Here is an 18,633-nt window from a genome sequence, read left to right on the forward strand (position 1 = left end):
CGGTTTTATTCGAAGGGTGTGCCATGCCGAGCCGTGATGTCGTCGAAGCTTTTACCAACCGATTGGAGGCCGGGGATTTCATCGGCGCGATCGAGCAGTTCTATACGCCCGAGGCGGCGACCTACGAGAACAACGCGGCACCGACGGTGGGCCGCGACAAGCTTGTTGCCAAGGAGCGCGGCGTGCTGGCGGCCTCCAGGGAGGTCAAGGCCGTCCGCATCGGGCCGAGCCTGATCAAGGGCGACCACGTCGCAACGCGCTGGACCTTCAGCTTCACCAACGCCGAAGGCATCATCCGAACGTTGGATGAGATCGCATGGCAGACGTGGCGAGGCGATCAGTTGATCGAAGAACGGTTCTATTACGATCCGAAACAGTTGGGGCGGTGATCCTTCAGCAATTCGAAACCCACAGGAGGTCGTCATGCCCGGGCATCCACGTTCTTGATGTGGGGGCAAGCCGTGGATGGCCGGGACAAGCCCGGCCATGACGCTGTGGAAGCTTGAGCGCCCAAAGTCCGTGCGCACCGTAACCCCGCCAGCGCGCATTTGTATCGATTTGTTATCGATACGACGTCACGAACACGCAGAAGTGGTCACAGCAATCGTCGCAAGCTCGCATAATTCATAGTTCGTCAAAGGTTTGCAGCGAATTCTCCGGGTCGGGCCGGACAAGCGGCCCATGCTGCTGGGCTCTGGAATGCGGACTCAAACGACCAGCTATTTCGCGCGGCTGTTCGCCGGCGATCTGTCGGCCTTTGGCGGTCCCGCAACCGACGAAGCCGTCACCGGCCATATCCGAGCCGAACAGATGTCGCTGGTGCTCGGCTACTCGGTCGGCATCATGCTCGCCAATGCCTGCAACGCGACCGTGCTGGCGATCGCGCTGTGGCAGTCGCCCGACCGGATGTTCGCGCTGATCTGGGCGGTCGCCGTGGCCGGCGCCGCGATCGCGTTCGGTCTGCAATCCCACGCCGCGCGCCGCATCATCAAGCCGCAATTCGTCTCGCGCCGCGCCATGCACCGGCTGGTGCGAAATGCCTTTTTGCTCGGCGCCGCCTGGGGCATCGTCCCGGCCGCGTTCTTCGCCGACGCTTCGACCGGCGGCCAGCTCGTCATCACCTGCCTCTGCTCGGGAATGCTGGCGGGCGGCGCGCTCGCCTTCGCCACGATCCCAATCGCAGCCATCGCATTCACGGCGCCCATCTTCCTAGGGATCGCCATCTGTCTCGGCAGAAACGGCGATCTCGCTTTCCTGCTGATCGCCTTTCTCGTCGTGGTCTACGGAAGCGTGCTGTTGCGCGGCGTATTCGTCAATTCATTCGCGTTCGCACGGCGGGTGATGCGGCAGATCGAGACGGAACGCACGGTGCGGCAGGACCCATTGACCCGTCTGCCAAATCGCGTCGCCTTCAACGAAACGCTCGATGCTGCCTTGAAGCAGCTGGCTCTGTCCGGCGAGGAATTCGCGGTACTTCTGCTCGATCTCGATCGCTTCAAGGAGGTCAACGACAAGTTCGGCCATCCCGCTGGCGACGAGTTTCTGGTCCAGATCGCGAGCCGCCTGCAACGCTGCACCCGCGCGGCCGAGCATGTGGCCCGCATCGGCGGCGACGAGTTCGCGCTGGTGATGGCCAATCTGTCACGGCCGGAGGATGCGCTGGAGATCGCCGAGCGCTTCGTCGCGGCTTTTGCCGAGCCGTTCCTGATCGAGGGCCGCCAGATCGTCGGCGCAACCAGCGTCGGCATCGTGCTGGCGCCGCGGGACGGCAACACGCCGCTGGACATCATGAAGAACGCCGACGCCGCGCTCTATCGCGCCAAGGAGGTTGGCCCCGGCACGGTGTGCTTCTTCGAGGCCAGCGACGACAGGGCGTCCCGCGACCGCAAGGCGCTGCAATCGGATCTGGGAGGCGCCATTGCCAGGGAGGAGCTATTCCTGGTGTTCCAGCCCTTCCTCGACCTCGGCGACAACAGTATCACCGGCTTCGAGGCGCTGCTGCGCTGGCAGCATCCCCAGCGCGGACTGGTCCCGCCGAGCGAATTCATCCCGATCGCCGAGGAGACCGGGCTGATCCACGAGATCGGCGAATGGGTCATCCGCCGCGCCTGCGCGACGGTTGCGGAGTGGCCCGAAGAGATCAGGATCGCCGTAAATTTTTCGGCCGCGCAGTTTCGCAACAACAACATCCTCCAGATCATCGTGCAGGCGCTTGCCGACACAAAGATCGCCCCGCACCGGCTCGAGATCGAGATCACCGAATCGATGCTGCTGTCGAAATACGGCTCGGCCGCATTGATCCTCAACGCGCTGCTGGAGCTCGGCGTCACCGTGGCCCTGGACGATTTCGGCACCGGCTTCTCCTCGCTGACTTACCTGCGCAAGCTGCCGTTCAGCCGCATCAAGATCGACCAATCTTTCATCCGCGACATGCTGGTGCAGCCGGACTGCGCCGCAATCGTGAAGTCGGTCGTCGGTCTCGCACGCGACCTGCGCATCGGCGTGGTCGCAGAGGGCGTCGAGACCGCCGACCAGCTCGAATATCTGCGCCAGATCAATTGCGACGAAGTTCAGGGTTATCTCATCAGCCGGCCGGTATCGGCCGATCAGGTTCTGTCGCTGCTGGATCCGAAGAAGCTTCGCGCGACCTTTGCGGCATGAGGCGTATGCTTGCAAAGTGGGAGGTCTGCTTCTGGCGGCGAGAACGGGAAACAACAGGGCTTGAGCAGAGCTACCTAGCCGCAACCAGCAACATATCCCAGAAGATTTGAGACGCCATCGGCGCGTCTCAATCTAAAACCGAGTCTGCGGGCCATCGAGTCGGAATGTCCACTCGATCCGATGATTTGCTTTTTTGCACTACTTGCAAAGATGCCGGCTACCGTCCCGATCGATGTAGGAGTTCGTTGCTGAATCGTAGGATCGATATCGCTCCGAGCAAGAGCGTGACATGGCGCCCTCCACGCGAGCCAGAGCGTTGTCTGCTCCTTGCGCAGGAGCTGCGCCATCCGGCAGCTCGAGTCCCATCCGACCCGCCGGCGTCAGTGTGCCATTCAGGTTACGATTGGGGTTCTCGGCCTCGTACGTATCGGGGTGGCTGCTCGCAAAGCCAGATTGCGCGTAGGCGGTGCTTGCGGCCAGGCCCGACAACAAGGCGACCGCAGCGAGAATTCTAAGACCATTCATAGTCGATCTCCATCATGAGCCGGCGCATCGGATGCCGGTGCGGTGAGATGTGGATCGACATAGCGCGCTGAACAAGCTCGCCGTGATCCATTCAAACGACGTGGCGCAATGTTGTCGTTCAAATACAGAAAACGTCATTTGTTCTCGGAACGCGAAGAATGGTCAACGGCACCAAAGGAAATCGAAGCGACAAAAGAGGCCTCGGTACGGGAGCCCGAGTAACGCCGTCGGCAGTTTCGGCCTAGGAATTTTTGCATCTCGACTTTGCCAATCTCGACGGAGTGCGGCTGATCGCACGAGGATACGCCCTTCACCCCCGGTCAGACTGCATCCGCCCGCAGCAGCGTATCCACGGTGATGGTGCCGCGGGCGCGGGAGACGCAGGCGCAGATCTTCTGGTTGCTCTGCTTCTGATGGTCGCTGAAGAAGACGTCGCGATGATCGATCGCGCCATCGATCTCGACCACGTCGATGGCGCACAACCCACATTCGCCGCGCTTGCAATCGTACATCACGTCGTGGCCGTTTGCATTGAGCACGTCCAGCATCGAGCGCTCGCGCGGAATTTCGAGCTCGACATTGGAGCCCTTCAGGCGCACGCGAAACGTCTCGGTCGGCAGCGTGCCGCTGGAACCAAAGGTCTCGTAGCGCAGATCGGGGAGCGGATGGCCGGCGCCGATCCAGGCGTGGCGTGCGGCGTCGAGCATCCGCATCGGGCCGCAGAACAGTGCCAGGGCGCCCTTGGGGAGCGAGGCGAACAGCGCGTCGAGATTGAGGCGCTTGCCTTCTTCGCTGGCATGAACGACCAGGCGATCGCCGAGCGTCGCGGCGAGATCGTCGAGATAGGCGGCCTCGCCGCGCGATCGCACCGCATAATGCAGCGTGACGTCGGCTCCGCGCCGTGCCAGCGCCTGTGCGGCGCCTAGGATCGGCGTGATGCCGATGCCGCCCGCAATCAGGCAGTAGCGTTCGCGCGCCCAATCGACTGCAAGCAGCGAGGCGGGCTTCGTGATGTCGAGCCGCGCGCCCGGCGCTAGCTGCCACATGTAGCGCGAGCCGCCGCGGGAATCCTCGGCGCGCCGCACGGCGATCTTGAATCCATGCGACGTGGCCTCGCCGACCAGCGAATAGGACCGCGTCTCCGGCAGACCATCGATGGTGACCCTGACGTTGATGTGGCTGCCGACCGGATAGGCGGCGCCGTCGAACTGATCCGGCCGGATCAGGAATTCGCGGATGCCCGGCGCAAGATCGCGCGTCGAGACGAGCGTCGCCGGAATCCAGGTTTCGATGAAGCGCATGGCACTCCCCTCAATCGTTTGCGGACTTGATCAGCGCGAGCGCCGGCAGGAGGTCGAGATGGGTCCGGTTGCGCAGCGCAAGCCGCAAATTGCGCACCGCGAGCCGCGCATGCTCACGCATCACGGCTTCGGCGCGGGCGCCTTCGCGATTCTCGATCGCGTCGATCACGACGCGGTGGTGTTCCTGCCCGATGACCAGGATCTGCTGCGCTTCCGGCAGCGCCGATTGCGCCATCACGAAGCCGCTCGGCGAGGCGAACGGCAGCGCCGAGGCGCGGTCGATCTGCCGGATCAGCGGCGGGCTGCGCGACAATTCCGTGAGCAGCGCGTGGAAGCGCGCGTTCAGCGTCACATAGGACGAGAACGCATCGACCGAGATCGGGACCTGGCGCAACAGCTCGTCGATCGCGGCAAGGCACTCCTTCAGCGGCTCGAGCTCGCGCGCGGAAACGCCGCGCTCGGCGGCGAAACGCGCGGCAAGCCCTTCCAGCGTGCCGCGCAGCTCGATGGAATCCGAGATGTCGCGCTCCGAGAACGCCTTCACCATGAAGCCGCCGGACGGGATCGCCTCCAGCAGGCCCTCCTCCTCCAGCCGCACCAGCGCCATGCGCACCGGGGTCCGCGAGGCGCCGGTCGTCTCCACCGCCTGGAGCTCGGAGATGCGCTCGCCCGGGCGCAACGTGCCCGACAGGAGCTGGTCGCGCAGCGCGAGCTGCGCCTTCACGGTCTGCGAGACGGAACGGTCGACCTCACGCTCGGCCATATCAGCCTACTCCGCGGCCTGGAGGTGCTGCGGCGGGTTTTCCTTCGCCACCATCTTGTCGATCAGCTTGCGCGTCCACATCGCACCGGCGTCGATGTTGAGATTGTAGAAGATGCGATCGGGGTTCTCGTCCATCGCGCGCTGCTGCGCTTCAAGGATCAGCTCGTCCTCGTGGAAGATGCCGGAGACGCCCTCTCGGATCTCGGTGGTGATGCGCTGCTCGCCGAGCTGATAGTTGCGCACGAAGGCCCAGAAATAGTGGCAGGTCTTCTCGGTCTCCGGCGTGATGGTGTTGAGCACGAAGCCATTGACGCCCTGCGAGCGGTCGCCCTCCGGCGCGCCGGTGCCTGTCGGTGCCACGCCGACGTCGATGGCAATCGTGCACGGCGCTTCGAAGCGGATGATCTGCCAGCGGTCGACGAGGCCGGACTTACCGGGCTGCTTGCCGAGCTGCTTGGCCCAGAACGGCGGCGCCTCGATGCCGCGCATCCAGCGCGTCACCGTCACCGTCTTCTCGCCATGAGTGACGTCGAACGGCGCCTCTGCAACCGCCTCGTTGCCGATCGACGAGCCGTGAACGAACGTCTCGTGGGTGAGGTCCATGAGATTGTCGAGCACGAGGCGGTAGTCGCAATTGACGTGAATGGTCTTGCCGTCGCCCGCCCAGGCCGGATCGTGATTCCAGTGCATGTCGGGCACCAGCGCGGGATCGGCCAGTGCGGGATCGCCCATCCAGAGCCAGACGTAGCGATGACGCTCGACCACGGGATAGGCGCTCACGCAGGCCGACGGGTTGATGGTCTCCTGCGAGGGCATGAAGGTGCAGCGCCCCTGCGCATTGTACTTCAGGCCGTGATAGCCGCAGACGACGGTATCGCCTTCGAGCCGGCCCTTGGACAGCGGCACCAGGCGGTGCCAGCAGGCATCCTCCAGCGCGGCCACTGAACCATCGGCCTTGCGGTACATCACCACATGCTTGCCGCAGATCGTCCGGGGCAGCAGTGCCGGCTTGACGTCGGCATCCCAGGCGGCCGCGTACCAGGCGTTCATGGGGAAGGGTTTTGTCACCGGTCTCACTCCTAAGGCTTATGAATACGTTATGTATACAATAGCTGGAGCCCAAAACAGTTCAAGGTCGAATTGGCCCTATTCTAATACGGTTTATGCATGTTTCAGTATACATACGAAAGGAAAATTGGGGTGGCGCAGCAAACTCATCATGCCCGGGCCTGTCCCGGCCACGACGGTGCGGCAGCGTCTGCGCTAGAGCACCCTCCAAGAAGGTAAGAGGGCGCCCGTCCTGCGCCTTTACGGCCCGAACACCTTCGCCAACCCGGCCTGAGCCTCCTGCTGGATCCGCTTCAGGTGCTCGGTGCTGCGAAAACTCTCCGCGTAGATCTTGTAGACGTCCTCGGTGCCCGACGGCCTGGCGGCGAACCAGCCGAAATCGGTCTCGACCTTGATGCCGCCGAACGGCTGGCCGTTGCCGGGTGCCTTACTGAGCGTGGTGCGGACCGGGTCGCCGGCGAGATCCTTCAGGCCGAGCTGCTCGGGCGTGACGGACTTCAGGATGTTTTTCTGCGGCGTGGTCGCGGCGACGTCGATGCGCGCATAATGGGGCACGCCGAACTCGGCGGTGAGGTCGTTGAAGAGCTGGCTCGGATCGCGGCCGGTCTTCGCCATGATCTCGGCGGCGAGCAGGCCGAGGATGATGCCGTCTTTGTCGGTGGTCCACACCGTGCCGTCGCGGCGCAGGAACGAGGCCCCTGCACTCTCCTCGCCGCCGAAGCCGAAGCCGCCCGTGAGGAGCCCATCGACGAACCATTTGAAGCCGACCGGCGTTTCGACCAGCTTGCGGCCGAGCTTCTTGGCAACGCGGTTGATGATCGAGCTTGACACCACGGTCTTGCCGATCGCGGCGTCTTTGCCCCAGTTCGGGCGGTGCGCGAACAGGTAAGAAATCGCGGTCGCGAGATAATGGTTCGGATTTATCAGGCCGCCGGTGCGCGTCACAATGCCGTGGCGGTCGGCGTCGGTGTCGTTGGCAAAGGCGACGTCGAAACGGTCGCGCATCGCGATCAGGCTCGCCATCGCGTATGGCGAAGAGCAGTCCATGCGTATCTTGCCGTCCCAGTCCACCGTCATGAAGCGAAAGGTCGGGTCAATGGCCTCGTTCACCACCGTTGCCTTCAGCCCGTAGCGCTCGATGATCGGGTGCCAGTAATGCACGGCGGCGCCGCCGAGCGGGTCGATGCCGATATTGATGCCGGCGGATTTGACGAGGTCGAGGTCGACGACCTTGCCGAGATCGGCGACGTAGGGCGTGATGAAGTCATAGGCGTGGACGTTCGAAGCCTTGAGCGCCCTGGCGTAGTCGATGCGCTTCACGCCCTTGAGGCCATCGGCGAGATAGGCATTGGCGCGCTTCTCAACCACGGAGGTCGCGTCGGTGTCTGCCGGGCCGCCATGGGGCGGATTGTATTTGTAGCCGCCGTCCTCGGGGGGATTGTGCGAGGGCGTGACGACGACGCCGTCACCGAGGCCCGACGTGCGGCCCTTGTTGTAGGTCAGGATCGCGTGGGAGATCACCGGCGTTGGCGTGTAGCCGCCGTCCTTGTCGATCATGATGTCGACGCCGTTGGCCGCGAACACCTCGACGGCGCTGACCAGCGCCGGCTCGGCCAGCGCATGGGTGTCGATGCCGATAAAGAGCGGGCCGGTCAGCCCCTTTTCTCGTCGGTAATCACAGATGGCCTGCGTCGTCGCGAGAATATGGCCCTCGTTGAAGCTGTTCTTGAACGAGGTGCCGCGATGGCCGGAGGTGCCGAACGCCACCCGCTGCGCGGGATCCGCGACATCAGGCTTGCCGGCGAAATAGGCCGTCACCAGCCGCGGAACGTTGGTGAGCACGTCCGGCGAGGCCTGCTTGCCTGCCGCGGGATGAACATCAGCCACTTGAATATCCTCGTCCTGTCGTCAAGCGAATTGCGGAATAGCATAGCATCGGCCGAGCCCCCGCCAAGGGCACAACACGCGCAATAGGGTGGCCGTTCCTGAGATCATGCTATGGTCTGCTGATCGGGGGGCTTTTCGATTCGGGGCATGACGCTGTTTCACAGGCTTTTGGTTGTTCTGATTGCCTGGCTTGCGACGGCTGGGATCGTGCCCCATGTGAAGGCCGCCGAGTTCTACACCGAGGACCTGCGCATCCCGATGGCCGAGGCCGGCCCGGAGGGGCTGGAGGCGTTCCTGGTTAGACCGACCGGGACCAAGCGTTACCCGCTCGCGCTGCTCAGCCACGGCTCGCCGCGCAGTTTTGACGATCGCGCGAAGATGTCCGCGCACATATATTACGGCCTTGCTCTCGAATATGCCCGGCGCGGCTTTGCCGCGCTGATCGTGATGCGGCGCGGCTACGGCACCTCGGCGGGCGGGCGCGTCGACAGCGTCGGCGGCTGCGCCAATGCCGCTTACCTGCCGGCGGCAGCGGTCGCGGTGGCGGATTTGCGCGCCGCGATCGAGGCGATGACACGCCGAAGCGACGTCACCACATCAGGCATGATCGCAGTCGGCCATTCCGCCGGCGGGCTCGCCACCGTCGCGCTGACCGCGCAGGCCCCCGTGGGCCTCGTCGCGGCCATCAGCTTTGCCGGCGGGCGCGGCTCGCGCGACGACGATGATGTCTGCAATCCCGACGGACTGGTGCAGGCTTTCGCCACGTTCGGCAAAACCTCGCGCGCGCCGATGCTGTGGGTCTATGCCACCAACGATGCGTACTTCGGTCCCGATCTCGCGCGCCGCCTCCATGACGGATTTCGCGCCAGTGGCGGCAACGCGACATTCGTCGCAGCGCCGCCTTACGGCGACGATGGCCACTATCTCTATTCGGTCTTGGGCCGCCCGCAATGGACGCCATATCTCGACGCCTTCCTGCGCGAGCGCGCTCTCGGCCACGATATCCTGAGCCCGCCCGATCCGCTACCGCCGCCGGCCCAGCTCAACGAGGCCGCGCGCGCCGAATTTGCGCGCTATCTCGCCAGCACGATGCCGCACAAGGCTTTTGCGGTGTCGCCGAACGGCGGTTACGGCTGGCGTTCGGGGCGCACGACGGGCGACGAGGCCCGGCGCGACTCGCTGGAGGCCTGCCTGAAATGGTCGCCCGCCTGCACGCTCTATGCGGTCGACGATAAATTGGCCGGGACTGCGCCAAGGACGTCGACGGACCAGAGCGCCCGCGCGCGATAGGCGCAAGGGCGATCGGATCTTTCGGCAGGTGAAGCTAAAGCCGCTCGCTAAGCGCGAGCTTGTAGCCGACGCCGGTGACGGTGGTGATCACGGGCGTGCCGCTGCCGACGAGCTTGCGGCGCAGCCTCGCCACCAAGGCATCAACGGTGCGGATGTCGACCTCGGCCTGGCGGTTGCTGACGACCTCGATCAGATAGTCGCGGCTGAGTGGCCTGCCGTCGGCACCAACGAGTGCCGCGAGCAGGTCGAATTCGGCACGCGTCAGCGCCACCGGCTTGCCGTCGCTGCCAAGCAGCTCGCGCCGCGTCAGGTCGATGATCCAGTCGCCGAAGGCGATCGAATTGTGGCTGCGCGCAGCCTTGCGGTCGATCGAGCGCCGCCGCAGCACGCTGCGCGCGCGCGCGAGCAGCTCGCGCAAATTGATCGGCTTGGTGACGTAATGGTCGCCCGCGATCTCGAGGCCGAGGATGCGATCGACGTCGGTGTCGCGGCGCGTCACGAAGATGATGCCCGCGTTGCTGGTCGCCTGGATCTCCTTGGCGAGATCGAAGCCGTCGCCGTCAGGCAGCTGCAGGTCGAGAAAGACGAGATCGGTCCGCGCCCGCAGCGCCTGGCGGCATTCTGCGCAGGAGCCGGCGCCGACCACGTCGAAATTGTTCTCGCTGAAATAACCCACCAGCATCGTCCGCGTCACCGGATCGTCCTCGACGACGATCAGCCGCTCGCGGCCAGCGACACGCAAGTCCTGAAGTGCGGCATCAGCCACGATGTTGGTTGTCCTGTGTGCCTGCGGGCCGGCCTGAGAGCTCAGGCCGCCGAGCACGTCGCCATGTGAACGTACATTCACGACTTGTTCGAGCCCCCTCGAATTGCCTGCTGCAATACTAGGCGCGTTATCGCGCCCAAACAACATTGGTCATGATCCAGCCGTATTAAGTATGAATTGGCCCACAATTCCCATCCCGCGCATCAGATTCGGAGAGCGCCCCTGCACAAGCGGCAGCTGGGCGTGGCTGAAGCCCGCGCGGCCCGCGGCCGCTTGCCCCGCCAAGAGCTTCAAATCTACTGTGCGCCCCGAAAAGTCTGAACCAGGAGGTGGCGCCATGGAAGTCATACTGCTCGGCACCGGCGGCCCGCGCCCGGATCCCCGCCGCATGGCGACGACCACGCTGATCAGGCTCGGCGACGAAAACATCCTGATCGACGCAGGCCGCGGCGTCATGGTGCAGCTCAGCAAGGCTGGCGTGCCGCTCGGCTCCATCAACACGGTCTTTCTCACCCATCACCATTTCGACCACATCGGCGACCTCTACGATGTGATGCTCAATTCGTGGATGCACGGGCGCAAGGACGATTTGCGCATCTATGGACCGCCGGATACCGAACGGCTCGTCAATACGCTGGTCACGCAGGTCTACGACAAGGACATCACCTGGCGCGATCAGGGCGAGCCGAGCTTCGGCGGCTGGAAACCGGTCGTCGCGACCGACATTATACCGGGCCCTGTTCTCGATACCGGGCGCTGGAAGATCAGCGCCGAGCTGGTCTCGCATGGCGACGGTCTCGACATGCCGCCGGCCTTCCTCGCACGCTGGATGTGTCTCGGCTATCGCTTCGAGGCGCAGGGCAAGGTCATTGCCATTTCCGGCGACACGGTGCCTTGCCCCGGTCTCGAGCGGCTGGCTGAGGGAGCCGACCTGCTGGTCCAGTGCTGCTTTCTCGCCACGCCGGAGATCGACAACGAGCACTTGCGACGTCTTGCGAAATTCACGATCGCCTGCGGCGATACGGTCGGCAAGGTCGCGGCCAGCGCTCGCGTCAAGAAGCTCGCGCTGACCCATCACCGGCCGCGCACCGACGATTCCATGCTGAACGCGCTGCTTGCGGATGTCAGGCGAGACTATGCGGGTCCCGTCGTACTCGGCGAGGACCTCACGCGGATCGAGGTCTGAGAACTAAAGATGCGAAGGCCGACCGGCCTCAGGACGATCCAACCTCGACCCGGAACGACAAAAGCTCTTCTGCGCCGGCGGCGATGTGCATCATGCCCGGCTTGTCGCTGAACTCGCCATCGAAGCCGGCGGGACTGGCATAGCCGCGCCAGGGCTCGATGCAGAGGAACGGCGCACCCGATGGTTTCGACCAGACGCCAAGCTCGCGAAAGCCGCGCCATGACATTTTCAACCACGGCCCGGTGGATGCGCCCTGCCCCGCGGCATAGCGGACCGAATTGCTTGCGATCCGTTCGAAGATGATCGCGTCGTCGACGAACAGGGATTCGGACAAGGGCAGCACTGTGCCGTTCACGGGGCTTGGCTCCGTTGCGGCGCGCAGCAAGCCGCCATCAAGACGGCGGACGGGAGATGGCTCTGCATTCGCGAAGGTCAGCGCATAGCTCTCCTTCGCCAGCTTTGGCTGGAGCGGCCAATTGAAAGCGGGATGGCCGCCGAGCGAGGCCGGCAATGTCTCCTTGCCGGTGTTCGCGATCACGAGTGATAGATCGAGACCGGATTCATCGAGCGCATAGGTTGCCGTCAGGCGGAACGCGAAGGGGTAGAGCGCGCGCGTCGTCTCGCTGTCTTCGAGCACCAGGACACAGCGACTTTCGCCGCGTTCCGCCCACGCAAAGCGGCTGTCACGCGCGAATCCGTGCTGGGTCATCCGGTACGTCCTGCCCCGGTGCCGCAATTCGTCGTTGGCCAGACGCCCGACGATCGGAAACAGCAGCGGCGCATGGCGCGGCCAGGCCGGCTCCGCCTGCCAGACGAATTCGACGCCGGCATCGCTCGTCAGCGAACACATCTCGGCGCCTTGCGCCTTGATGGTCGCGGTGAGCCCGCGGCTGCGCAAGCTGTGAACATCCTCACTCATCCCATAGCCTCACCCTCATGCTCTCACCTTGGTCGATCAAGCTCAGCTTTCACCAGGCGTCGCATTGGCTCAGGCCCGCCCCTGCAAACAGGGAAATGAACAGTGAAAACATGGCACACCCGTCCGGCCGCGTCCAAGTCGAAAGACCCGAAAACATCGGCAAGCAGCGATGCAGGATGCACCAGGTGAAACGAACCAGGGATTTTCTTCGGTACTAACAGGGAAAAGAAGGGTGTTCTACGCGCGCTGGGCGAGCATCAGGACCGACGCATTGCGTGCGCACCCGTCGCATTCGCCTATGTCGCTGGCCGACCGGCGCTAAATCTATGGCTGGGTCGCTGATGCCGTGCACCGCCCTTCGGACGATGGTGTTGGGCGACACTGGCACCCAGCAATGCAATTGGAATCCCGCTCGTTGGGATTCCTCCTGCTTCCGTATGATTAGCTACAGTTCATCTTCTACAGCTCAAAGCTCTTTTCATAACTGACCACTCGATTGGCTTGCGAGGCGCGGCGAAATCAGGCTTGGCGCATCACGTCCATCTGGCGAAGAGACTGGCCGTGCACACCGGAGCCGCCCTCAGGTAAACATGAAGTAGTCGCTGTGAAGGTTGGCGACCGTGGATCCCTTGATGAGGATCGTATCGTGGCTGTCCAGCGTGATCAGCACATCCGAACCCTGCTGGGCCATGTGAAGATCGTTGAAGCTTGCAGCAAGCGAGGAGCTGACCGCGATCTTGTCCGTGCCGGTGGAAGTATCGGTGTTGAAGCTGTAGATCGTGTCATTGCCGCCCTGATAGGTCACGGTGCCACCGTTGGTGGAGCGGAAGTAGAACGTGTCGTTGCCCGCACCGCCCGCAAGCTTCAGATTGTCAGCATAGGCATAGACCTCTTGGGCCCCGCTGGTGTGCGTATATTCGCGCATCGTCAGGTTACCGCTCACATTGATCGTGTCGGTGCGGATATCGCCGGTCCCATCCTGGCTGTAATAGTCGACCGCACGGGAGCCGTCGGCCTTGACGAGCGTGTGGTTGAGGATCGCGCCGGTGCTGGAATAGTTGGAGATGTCCTTGCTGCCGTCCGTATTGTGTTTCTCCAGGTAATCGTAGCTGCCGTCGGAGTGGAGCCGCTCGATGAGCGTCACGCTGCCGCTGGCATCGTAGGCCTGGTGGGTCGACGTGTAGGACTGACCGGTGATTTGATAGGCATAGGCCTCCGTCGAGCCGTCCGTATGGACGACATTGTCCTTTGTCAGAACGCCGCCCGTATAGGTCTTGTTCTCCGAGCTGCCGTCCACATTGGCCGTGTACTCGGTCAGCTTGTAGCCCGTCGCCGTGTCATAGGTCTTCGTCGTGGTGCCGGTCGAGATGACCGAGACCTCCGTACTCAGTTTGCCGGCACCGGTATAGTAGTCGTAGAGCTTGGAACCATCGGCGTTGTACACCGCCTTGTAGTCGTAGCTACCGTCGGCATGGAAGCGTTCGACAAGAGTGACGCTACCGCTGGCGTCGCTGGTCTGATGCGTCGAGGTGTAGGATTGGCCGGTGATCTGGTAGACATAGGCATCTGACGAGCCGTCCTTGTGAAGGACATTGTCCTTCGTCAGCACACCGCCCGTGTAGGTCTTGTTCTCCGCGCTGCCGTCCACATACGCAATGTAGTCCGTGAGCTTGTAGCCGGTCGCGGCGTCGTAGGTCGTGGTCGTGGTGCTGGCCGACGTGACGGTCACCTCGGAACTGTGAAGCCCCGCGCTCGTATAGTAGTCGTAGACCTTGGAGCCATCCGCATTGTAGGCCAACTTGTACTGGTAGCTGCCGTCAGCGTGGAAGCGCTCGATCAGCGTCACCTTGCCGCTCGCGTCGCCAACCTGATGAGTGGTCGTGTAGGACTGGCCGGTGATGTTGTAGATGTAGACCTCGGACGATCCGTCCTTGTGGAGGACATTGTCCTTCATCAGCACGCCGTTGGTATAGACCTTGTTGTCGGCGCCGCCGCCCACGTAGGCCGTATAGACGACGAGCTTGTTGCCCGTCGCCGTGTCATAGGTCGTTGTCGCGGTGGCAGTCGAGGTGACGACCACTTCGGAGCTGCGAACGCCCGTGCTCGTGTAGTAGTCGTAGACCTTCGAGCCGTCCGCGTTGTAGGCCACCTTGTACTGGTAGCTGCCGTCGGCGTGGAAACGCTCGATCAGCGTCACCTTGCCGCTGGCGTCGCTCACCTGATGGGTCGTCGTGTAGGACTGGCCGGCGATGTTGTAGATGTAGACCTCGGACGATCCGTCCTTGTTGCGGACGTTGTCCTTCATCAGCACGCCGTTGGTATAGACCTTGTTGTCGGCGCTGCCGTCCACATTGGCCGTATAGACAACGAGCTTGTTGCCGGTCGCCGTGTCATAGGTCGTCGTCGTGGTGCCGGTCGAGGTGATGACCACCTCATTGCTGTGAGCGCCCGCGCTCGTATAGTAGTCGTAAACCTTCGAGCCGTCCGCGTTGTAGGTCACCTTGTACTGATAGCTGCCGTCGGCATGGAATCGCTCGATCAGCGTCACCTTGCCGCTGGCGTCAGTCACCTGATGGGTCGACGTGTAGGACTGGCCGGTGACGTTGTAGACATAGACCTCGGCCGAACCGTCCTTGTGGAGGACGTTGTCCTTCGTCAGCACGCCGTTGGCGTAGACCTTGTTATCGGCGCTGCCATCGACGTTGGCCGTGTAGACGACGAGCTTGTTGCCCGTCGCGGTGTCATAGGTCGTCGTCGTGGTGCCGGTCGAGGTGATGACCACTTCGGAGCTCCGAAAACCCGTGCTCGTGTAGTAGTCGTAGACCTTGGAACCGTCGCTGTTATATGCAGCCTTGTATTGATAGCTGCCGTCGGCGTGGAAGCGCTCGATCAGCGCCACCTTGCCGCCGGCGTCGGTCACCTGATGGGTCGATGTGTAGGACTGGCCGGCGATGTTGTAGACGTAGACTTCGGACGAGCCGTCCGTGTGAAGGACGTTGTCCTTCATCAGCACGCCGTTGGTATAGACCCTGTCGTCGGCGCTACCGTCCGCATTGTCGGTATGGACCCGGAGCTTGTATCCGGTCGCAGCGTCATAGGTGGTCGTGACCGTGCTGGACGAGGTCACGCTGACTTCCGTGGTCAGCGCACCGGTGCTGCTGTAGTAGTCGTAAACCTTGGAACCGTCGCTGTTATATGCAGCCTTGTACTGATAGCTGCCATCGGCGTGGAAGCGCTCGATCAGCGTGACGTTGCCACTCGCATCGTAGGCCGTGTGCTGTGACGTGTAGGCCTGGCCGGTGATGCCGTAGTGATAATAGTCCAGCTGCCCGTCGACCTGCGTGATGCTTTTCGAGATGAGGGTGCGGCTGCCATCGTACCCCCAAACGGTGGTCTCGGTCAGGGAACCGGTGGCGTCGAAATCCTGTTCCTTGGTCCAGCCGACGCCACTCCACGTGACGGAGAAGGAATAGCCGCCGTCGATCTTCGACAGCAGATTGCCATAATGGGCAATGGCGTATTGCATGGTCTGGGTCGACGAGATGGCCAGAACATGCGAGTCGCTCAAAGTCACCTTGTCCAGCCCGGTGGCATTCACCAGAGTGTCCATCTGTGCGACGAACTCGGCCGACGTCATCGTAAGCGCGCTGTCGACCGTCGTCGGGGTTTCGCCCACGGCCGACGACGCGCGAACTTCGATGACCAGCGGATGATCGCTGAGGCCGACCTGGATCGAGCTCGTGTTGTAATACACCGCAATCGGGTCCGTACCCTGCAGCGGGTCATAGACGTAGATGGTGTTTTCCACCTGCCCGAACTGGATGGTAACGGACGTGACCGGCGTGGTGATTTCGGTCTGGCTCGCACTGTCCCATACGCGCGTATCGGCCCATACGACGAGGTCGCTGACGCTGCCTGACTTGTTCATCAGCATCGTATGGGTGTTGCTGGGCGCGTTAGACAGCGTGTAGCTCAGATCCGTGCCGGTATGAGCGGTGCCGTTGTCACCATGGCCCAGGATGGTCGTCAGATTGTGGACGGCGACAGCAGCTTCCTTCGGGGTTCCGTCGACGTTGAAGAGACCGAAATGCGCTTCCTTGTCGCCGCGCGTCGCCGAGGACGGCGAATTGAACAGCTCGTAGATATAGGTGGCGGAGGATCCGTTTTCATACGCCAACAGAAGGTTGGAGATCACCAGCTTCGCCTGCGCGTCCTCGTTTGCGCCGACGCCGGTGACGCTCGTCAACGTCGTATAACCGGTCTCCGTCACGATGACCGGATCGTTCGTCGAGATATTCTGCGCCAGACGAAGGTCGTCTTCGATCTGGCCGTCGGCGAGCGCGCCGGTCTGCACGTAGACGTGGGCGTTCGCCGCGTCCGAATAGGCGCTCATATCGCCAACGACGGCGTTGGTCGCATCCGTCTGGTAGCCGATGCTGAAATTGACCACGGTGACGTCGCTGAGAGCGCCGTTGGCTTTCACGGCCGTATAGAGCGCCTGCTGAAATGCCGCCGCGCCTTCCAGCGAAGTCAGCCCGTTATAAGAAAAGGAGTTGAGATTGGCTTCGTTGATGCCTTCAATCGACAGCAGGGCGCCCGGATGTTCCGCCTTGAACTCGGCAAGAGCGGCGACATAGCTGGCCAGCCCGCTGCTGCCCGACTCTGGCAGCGTGTAAGCCACGCGAAAATCGAAAGAGACACCCGCATTGGCAAGCGCGTCGATGACGGCGTTTGCGTGCCCGATTGCGTTGTAGGAGTCGCGGACGTGACTGATGCCCAGATAGTTCAGGCTGTTGATGATAACGCTGGAGTTTGTGTATGCGTCCGTGTAGGCGCCCGCATTGGTGTTGATACCGAGAGAATTCAGAAAGCTCGATGCAGTGGTAACCGTCGCGTTCGACATTTAGAGTGCCCCCATTTCCATGGAGCGCAGACTGGCAGTCACTCCTAAGAAAACCGACTTCAAGAAAGCTAAAATTGTCAGGCTTTCCGCCCAAATTTTCAGCGGTTCGCGCACATCAGTGATGCTCCTTCAATCAAGTTCCACGGCGGAACAAAAACATCACGATTGCACATTCGCTCGCGCGCGCGATCAACGACGCTCGCCGCGCCGAAGCGACGGCACGTCGCGCGCTCTTCTGCGCAAGCAGCCTGATGATTTCAGCGATGTAGGGAACTAACCTTGCCCGCCGCCATTCGCGACATCCATCGCACGTCACTTTGCGCACAGAGTGATGATCCTGGGGCGCCGAGATGTCCTTGCGCTGGCGATGGCGAGGCGCGGTGCGCCTCGCGCGGCAGGCGCAATCTGAGATTGTAAACGTCCGCGCCCGCGATAACTCTCGCTTAGCACGAATCTATATCTCTGTTCTACCTGGGACTGAATCGATGCTGACGTCGGATGGACAAGGCTGGTTCCGGAGTAGCACTGAACGGACATCACGCGCGGCAAGGTGCACGGGCGCCGAAGCGGATGGTTGCATTCCCAGCGGAGGCGCTGTTGGTGCGGCGGTCGTCCTCTGGCCTACCGCGGCAAGAGCCCTATCACGGCAAGAGCCGGACCATCGGTTCCGGCAAACAGCCGTGCCGCCGCTTGCTTCCAAATGCCTCAAACAAATGCCGTCGTCCGAACAAAGCGACTGTGCGAACAAACGTCCGGTCTGGCCGACAAAGACCTCCTGGGATCGTTCTTCGCTCCATTCGGAAGGCGGACCGTAGCCACGACGGAAGCCACTCTCAGCTTCGATGGTCGTTGTGCTTCCATTTGATGGTGACGGAAACGACGGAACAATTGATGTTCCCGCGGTTATAGGGGCGGGTTAGGCGCTGCTCTGTTCCTTCGACCGACCAACGCTTTCATAAACAAAACCGGCAGCCTGCATCTCTTCGGGGCGGTAGATGTTGCGGAGGTCGACGATGACGGGCTGCGCCATGATCGCCTTCAGCCGGTCGAGATCGAGCGCACGGAACTGGACCCATTCCGTGACGATGACGATCGCATCGGCGCCTTCCGCGCAGGAATAGGCATCCTCGCAATAGGTAATGCTGGGCAGTTCGCCCTTGGCCTGCTCCATGCCGACGGGATCGAAGGCCTTCACCTTCGCTCCCATGTCGATCAGGCCGGTGATCAGCGGGATCGACGGCGCATCGCGCATGTCGTCGGTGTCCGGCTTGAAGGTAAGGCCGAGCACGGCGACGGTCTTGCCGCGCAGCGAGCCGCCGAGCGCCTGGCTGACTTTGCGCGCCATCGCGCGCTTGCGGTTCTCG

The 18,633-nt window shown here is 62.7% G+C and carries 14 protein-coding genes; 5 read left to right on the forward strand and 9 right to left on the reverse strand.

Annotated elements, in window-relative coordinates:
- The first annotated feature begins 23 nt into the window (after positions 1–23).
- Complete coding sequence (locus IVA88_RS10110) at positions 24–389, forward strand: nuclear transport factor 2 family protein (RefSeq protein WP_247497137.1); 366 nt, start codon at positions 24–26, stop codon at positions 387–389.
- Positions 390–699: 310 nt separating this feature from the next.
- Positions 700–2,661, forward strand: a complete 1,962-nt coding sequence (locus IVA88_RS10115; RefSeq protein WP_247497138.1) for a GGDEF domain-containing phosphodiesterase — start codon at positions 700–702, stop codon at positions 2,659–2,661.
- A 198-nt stretch (positions 2,662–2,859) separates the two neighbouring features.
- On the opposite strand, the gene IVA88_RS32570 is transcribed toward IVA88_RS10115, so the two are convergent.
- The 5 genes from IVA88_RS32570 to pgm form a co-directional block, all read right to left on the reverse strand.
- On the reverse strand, positions 2,860–3,186 hold the full coding sequence (locus IVA88_RS32570; protein ID WP_346657579.1) for a BA14K family protein: 327 nt from the start codon (positions 3,184–3,186) through the stop codon (positions 2,860–2,862).
- Positions 3,187–3,506: 320 nt separating this feature from the next.
- The gene (locus tag IVA88_RS10120) at positions 3,507–4,487 is read right to left on the reverse strand and encodes a PDR/VanB family oxidoreductase (RefSeq protein WP_247497139.1); all 981 of its coding nucleotides are present in this window, start codon (positions 4,485–4,487) and stop codon (positions 3,507–3,509) included.
- A gap of 10 nt (positions 4,488–4,497) precedes the next feature.
- The gene (locus IVA88_RS10125; protein WP_247497140.1) at positions 4,498–5,250 is read right to left on the reverse strand and encodes a GntR family transcriptional regulator; all 753 of its coding nucleotides are present in this window, start codon (positions 5,248–5,250) and stop codon (positions 4,498–4,500) included.
- Positions 5,251–5,256: 6 nt separating this feature from the next.
- Positions 5,257–6,318, reverse strand: coding sequence for an aromatic ring-hydroxylating dioxygenase subunit alpha (locus IVA88_RS10130; protein WP_247497141.1), 1,062 nt, complete (start codon positions 6,316–6,318; stop codon positions 5,257–5,259).
- Positions 6,319–6,558: 240 nt separating this feature from the next.
- A complete protein-coding gene (gene pgm / locus IVA88_RS10135) occupies positions 6,559–8,205 on the reverse strand; it encodes a phosphoglucomutase (alpha-D-glucose-1,6-bisphosphate-dependent) (protein ID WP_247497142.1) in 1,647 nt (548 codons plus the stop codon).
- Positions 8,206–8,352: 147 nt separating this feature from the next.
- Here pgm and IVA88_RS10140 point away from each other — a divergent pair, with 147 nt between their 5' ends.
- Positions 8,353–9,495: an alpha/beta hydrolase gene (locus IVA88_RS10140; RefSeq protein WP_247497143.1), complete on the forward strand. Its 1,143-nt coding sequence runs from the start codon at positions 8,353–8,355 to the stop codon at positions 9,493–9,495.
- A gap of 34 nt (positions 9,496–9,529) precedes the next feature.
- On the opposite strand, the gene IVA88_RS10145 is transcribed toward IVA88_RS10140, so the two are convergent.
- A complete protein-coding gene (locus IVA88_RS10145; protein ID WP_247497144.1) occupies positions 9,530–10,342 on the reverse strand; it encodes a response regulator transcription factor in 813 nt (270 codons plus the stop codon).
- 256 nt (positions 10,343–10,598) lie between these two features.
- Between IVA88_RS10145 and IVA88_RS10150 the strand changes: the two genes are divergently transcribed.
- The gene (locus tag IVA88_RS10150; RefSeq protein WP_247497145.1) at positions 10,599–11,447 is read left to right on the forward strand and encodes an MBL fold metallo-hydrolase; all 849 of its coding nucleotides are present in this window, start codon (positions 10,599–10,601) and stop codon (positions 11,445–11,447) included.
- Between the two features lie 28 nt (positions 11,448–11,475).
- Here IVA88_RS10150 and IVA88_RS10155 read toward each other — a convergent pair whose 3' ends face one another.
- Positions 11,476–12,366, reverse strand: coding sequence for an aldose 1-epimerase family protein (locus tag IVA88_RS10155; RefSeq protein WP_247497146.1), 891 nt, complete (start codon positions 12,364–12,366; stop codon positions 11,476–11,478).
- A 580-nt stretch (positions 12,367–12,946) separates the two neighbouring features.
- Complete coding sequence (locus tag IVA88_RS10160) at positions 12,947–17,269, reverse strand: hypothetical protein (RefSeq protein WP_247497147.1); 4,323 nt, start codon at positions 17,267–17,269, stop codon at positions 12,947–12,949.
- Between the two features lie 19 nt (positions 17,270–17,288).
- On the opposite strand from IVA88_RS10160, the gene IVA88_RS10165 reads away from it, so the two are divergent.
- The gene (locus IVA88_RS10165; RefSeq protein WP_247497148.1) at positions 17,289–17,546 is read left to right on the forward strand and encodes a hypothetical protein; all 258 of its coding nucleotides are present in this window, start codon (positions 17,289–17,291) and stop codon (positions 17,544–17,546) included.
- 639 nt (positions 17,547–18,185) lie between these two features.
- On the opposite strand, the gene IVA88_RS10170 is transcribed toward IVA88_RS10165, so the two are convergent.
- The coding region (locus IVA88_RS10170; protein WP_276577888.1) for a UDP binding domain-containing protein at positions 18,186–18,633 on the reverse strand (448 nt) is incomplete at its 5' end.

The organism is Bradyrhizobium sp. 149 (assembly GCF_023073915.1).
Taxonomy (GTDB): Bacteria; Pseudomonadota; Alphaproteobacteria; order Rhizobiales; family Xanthobacteraceae; genus Bradyrhizobium.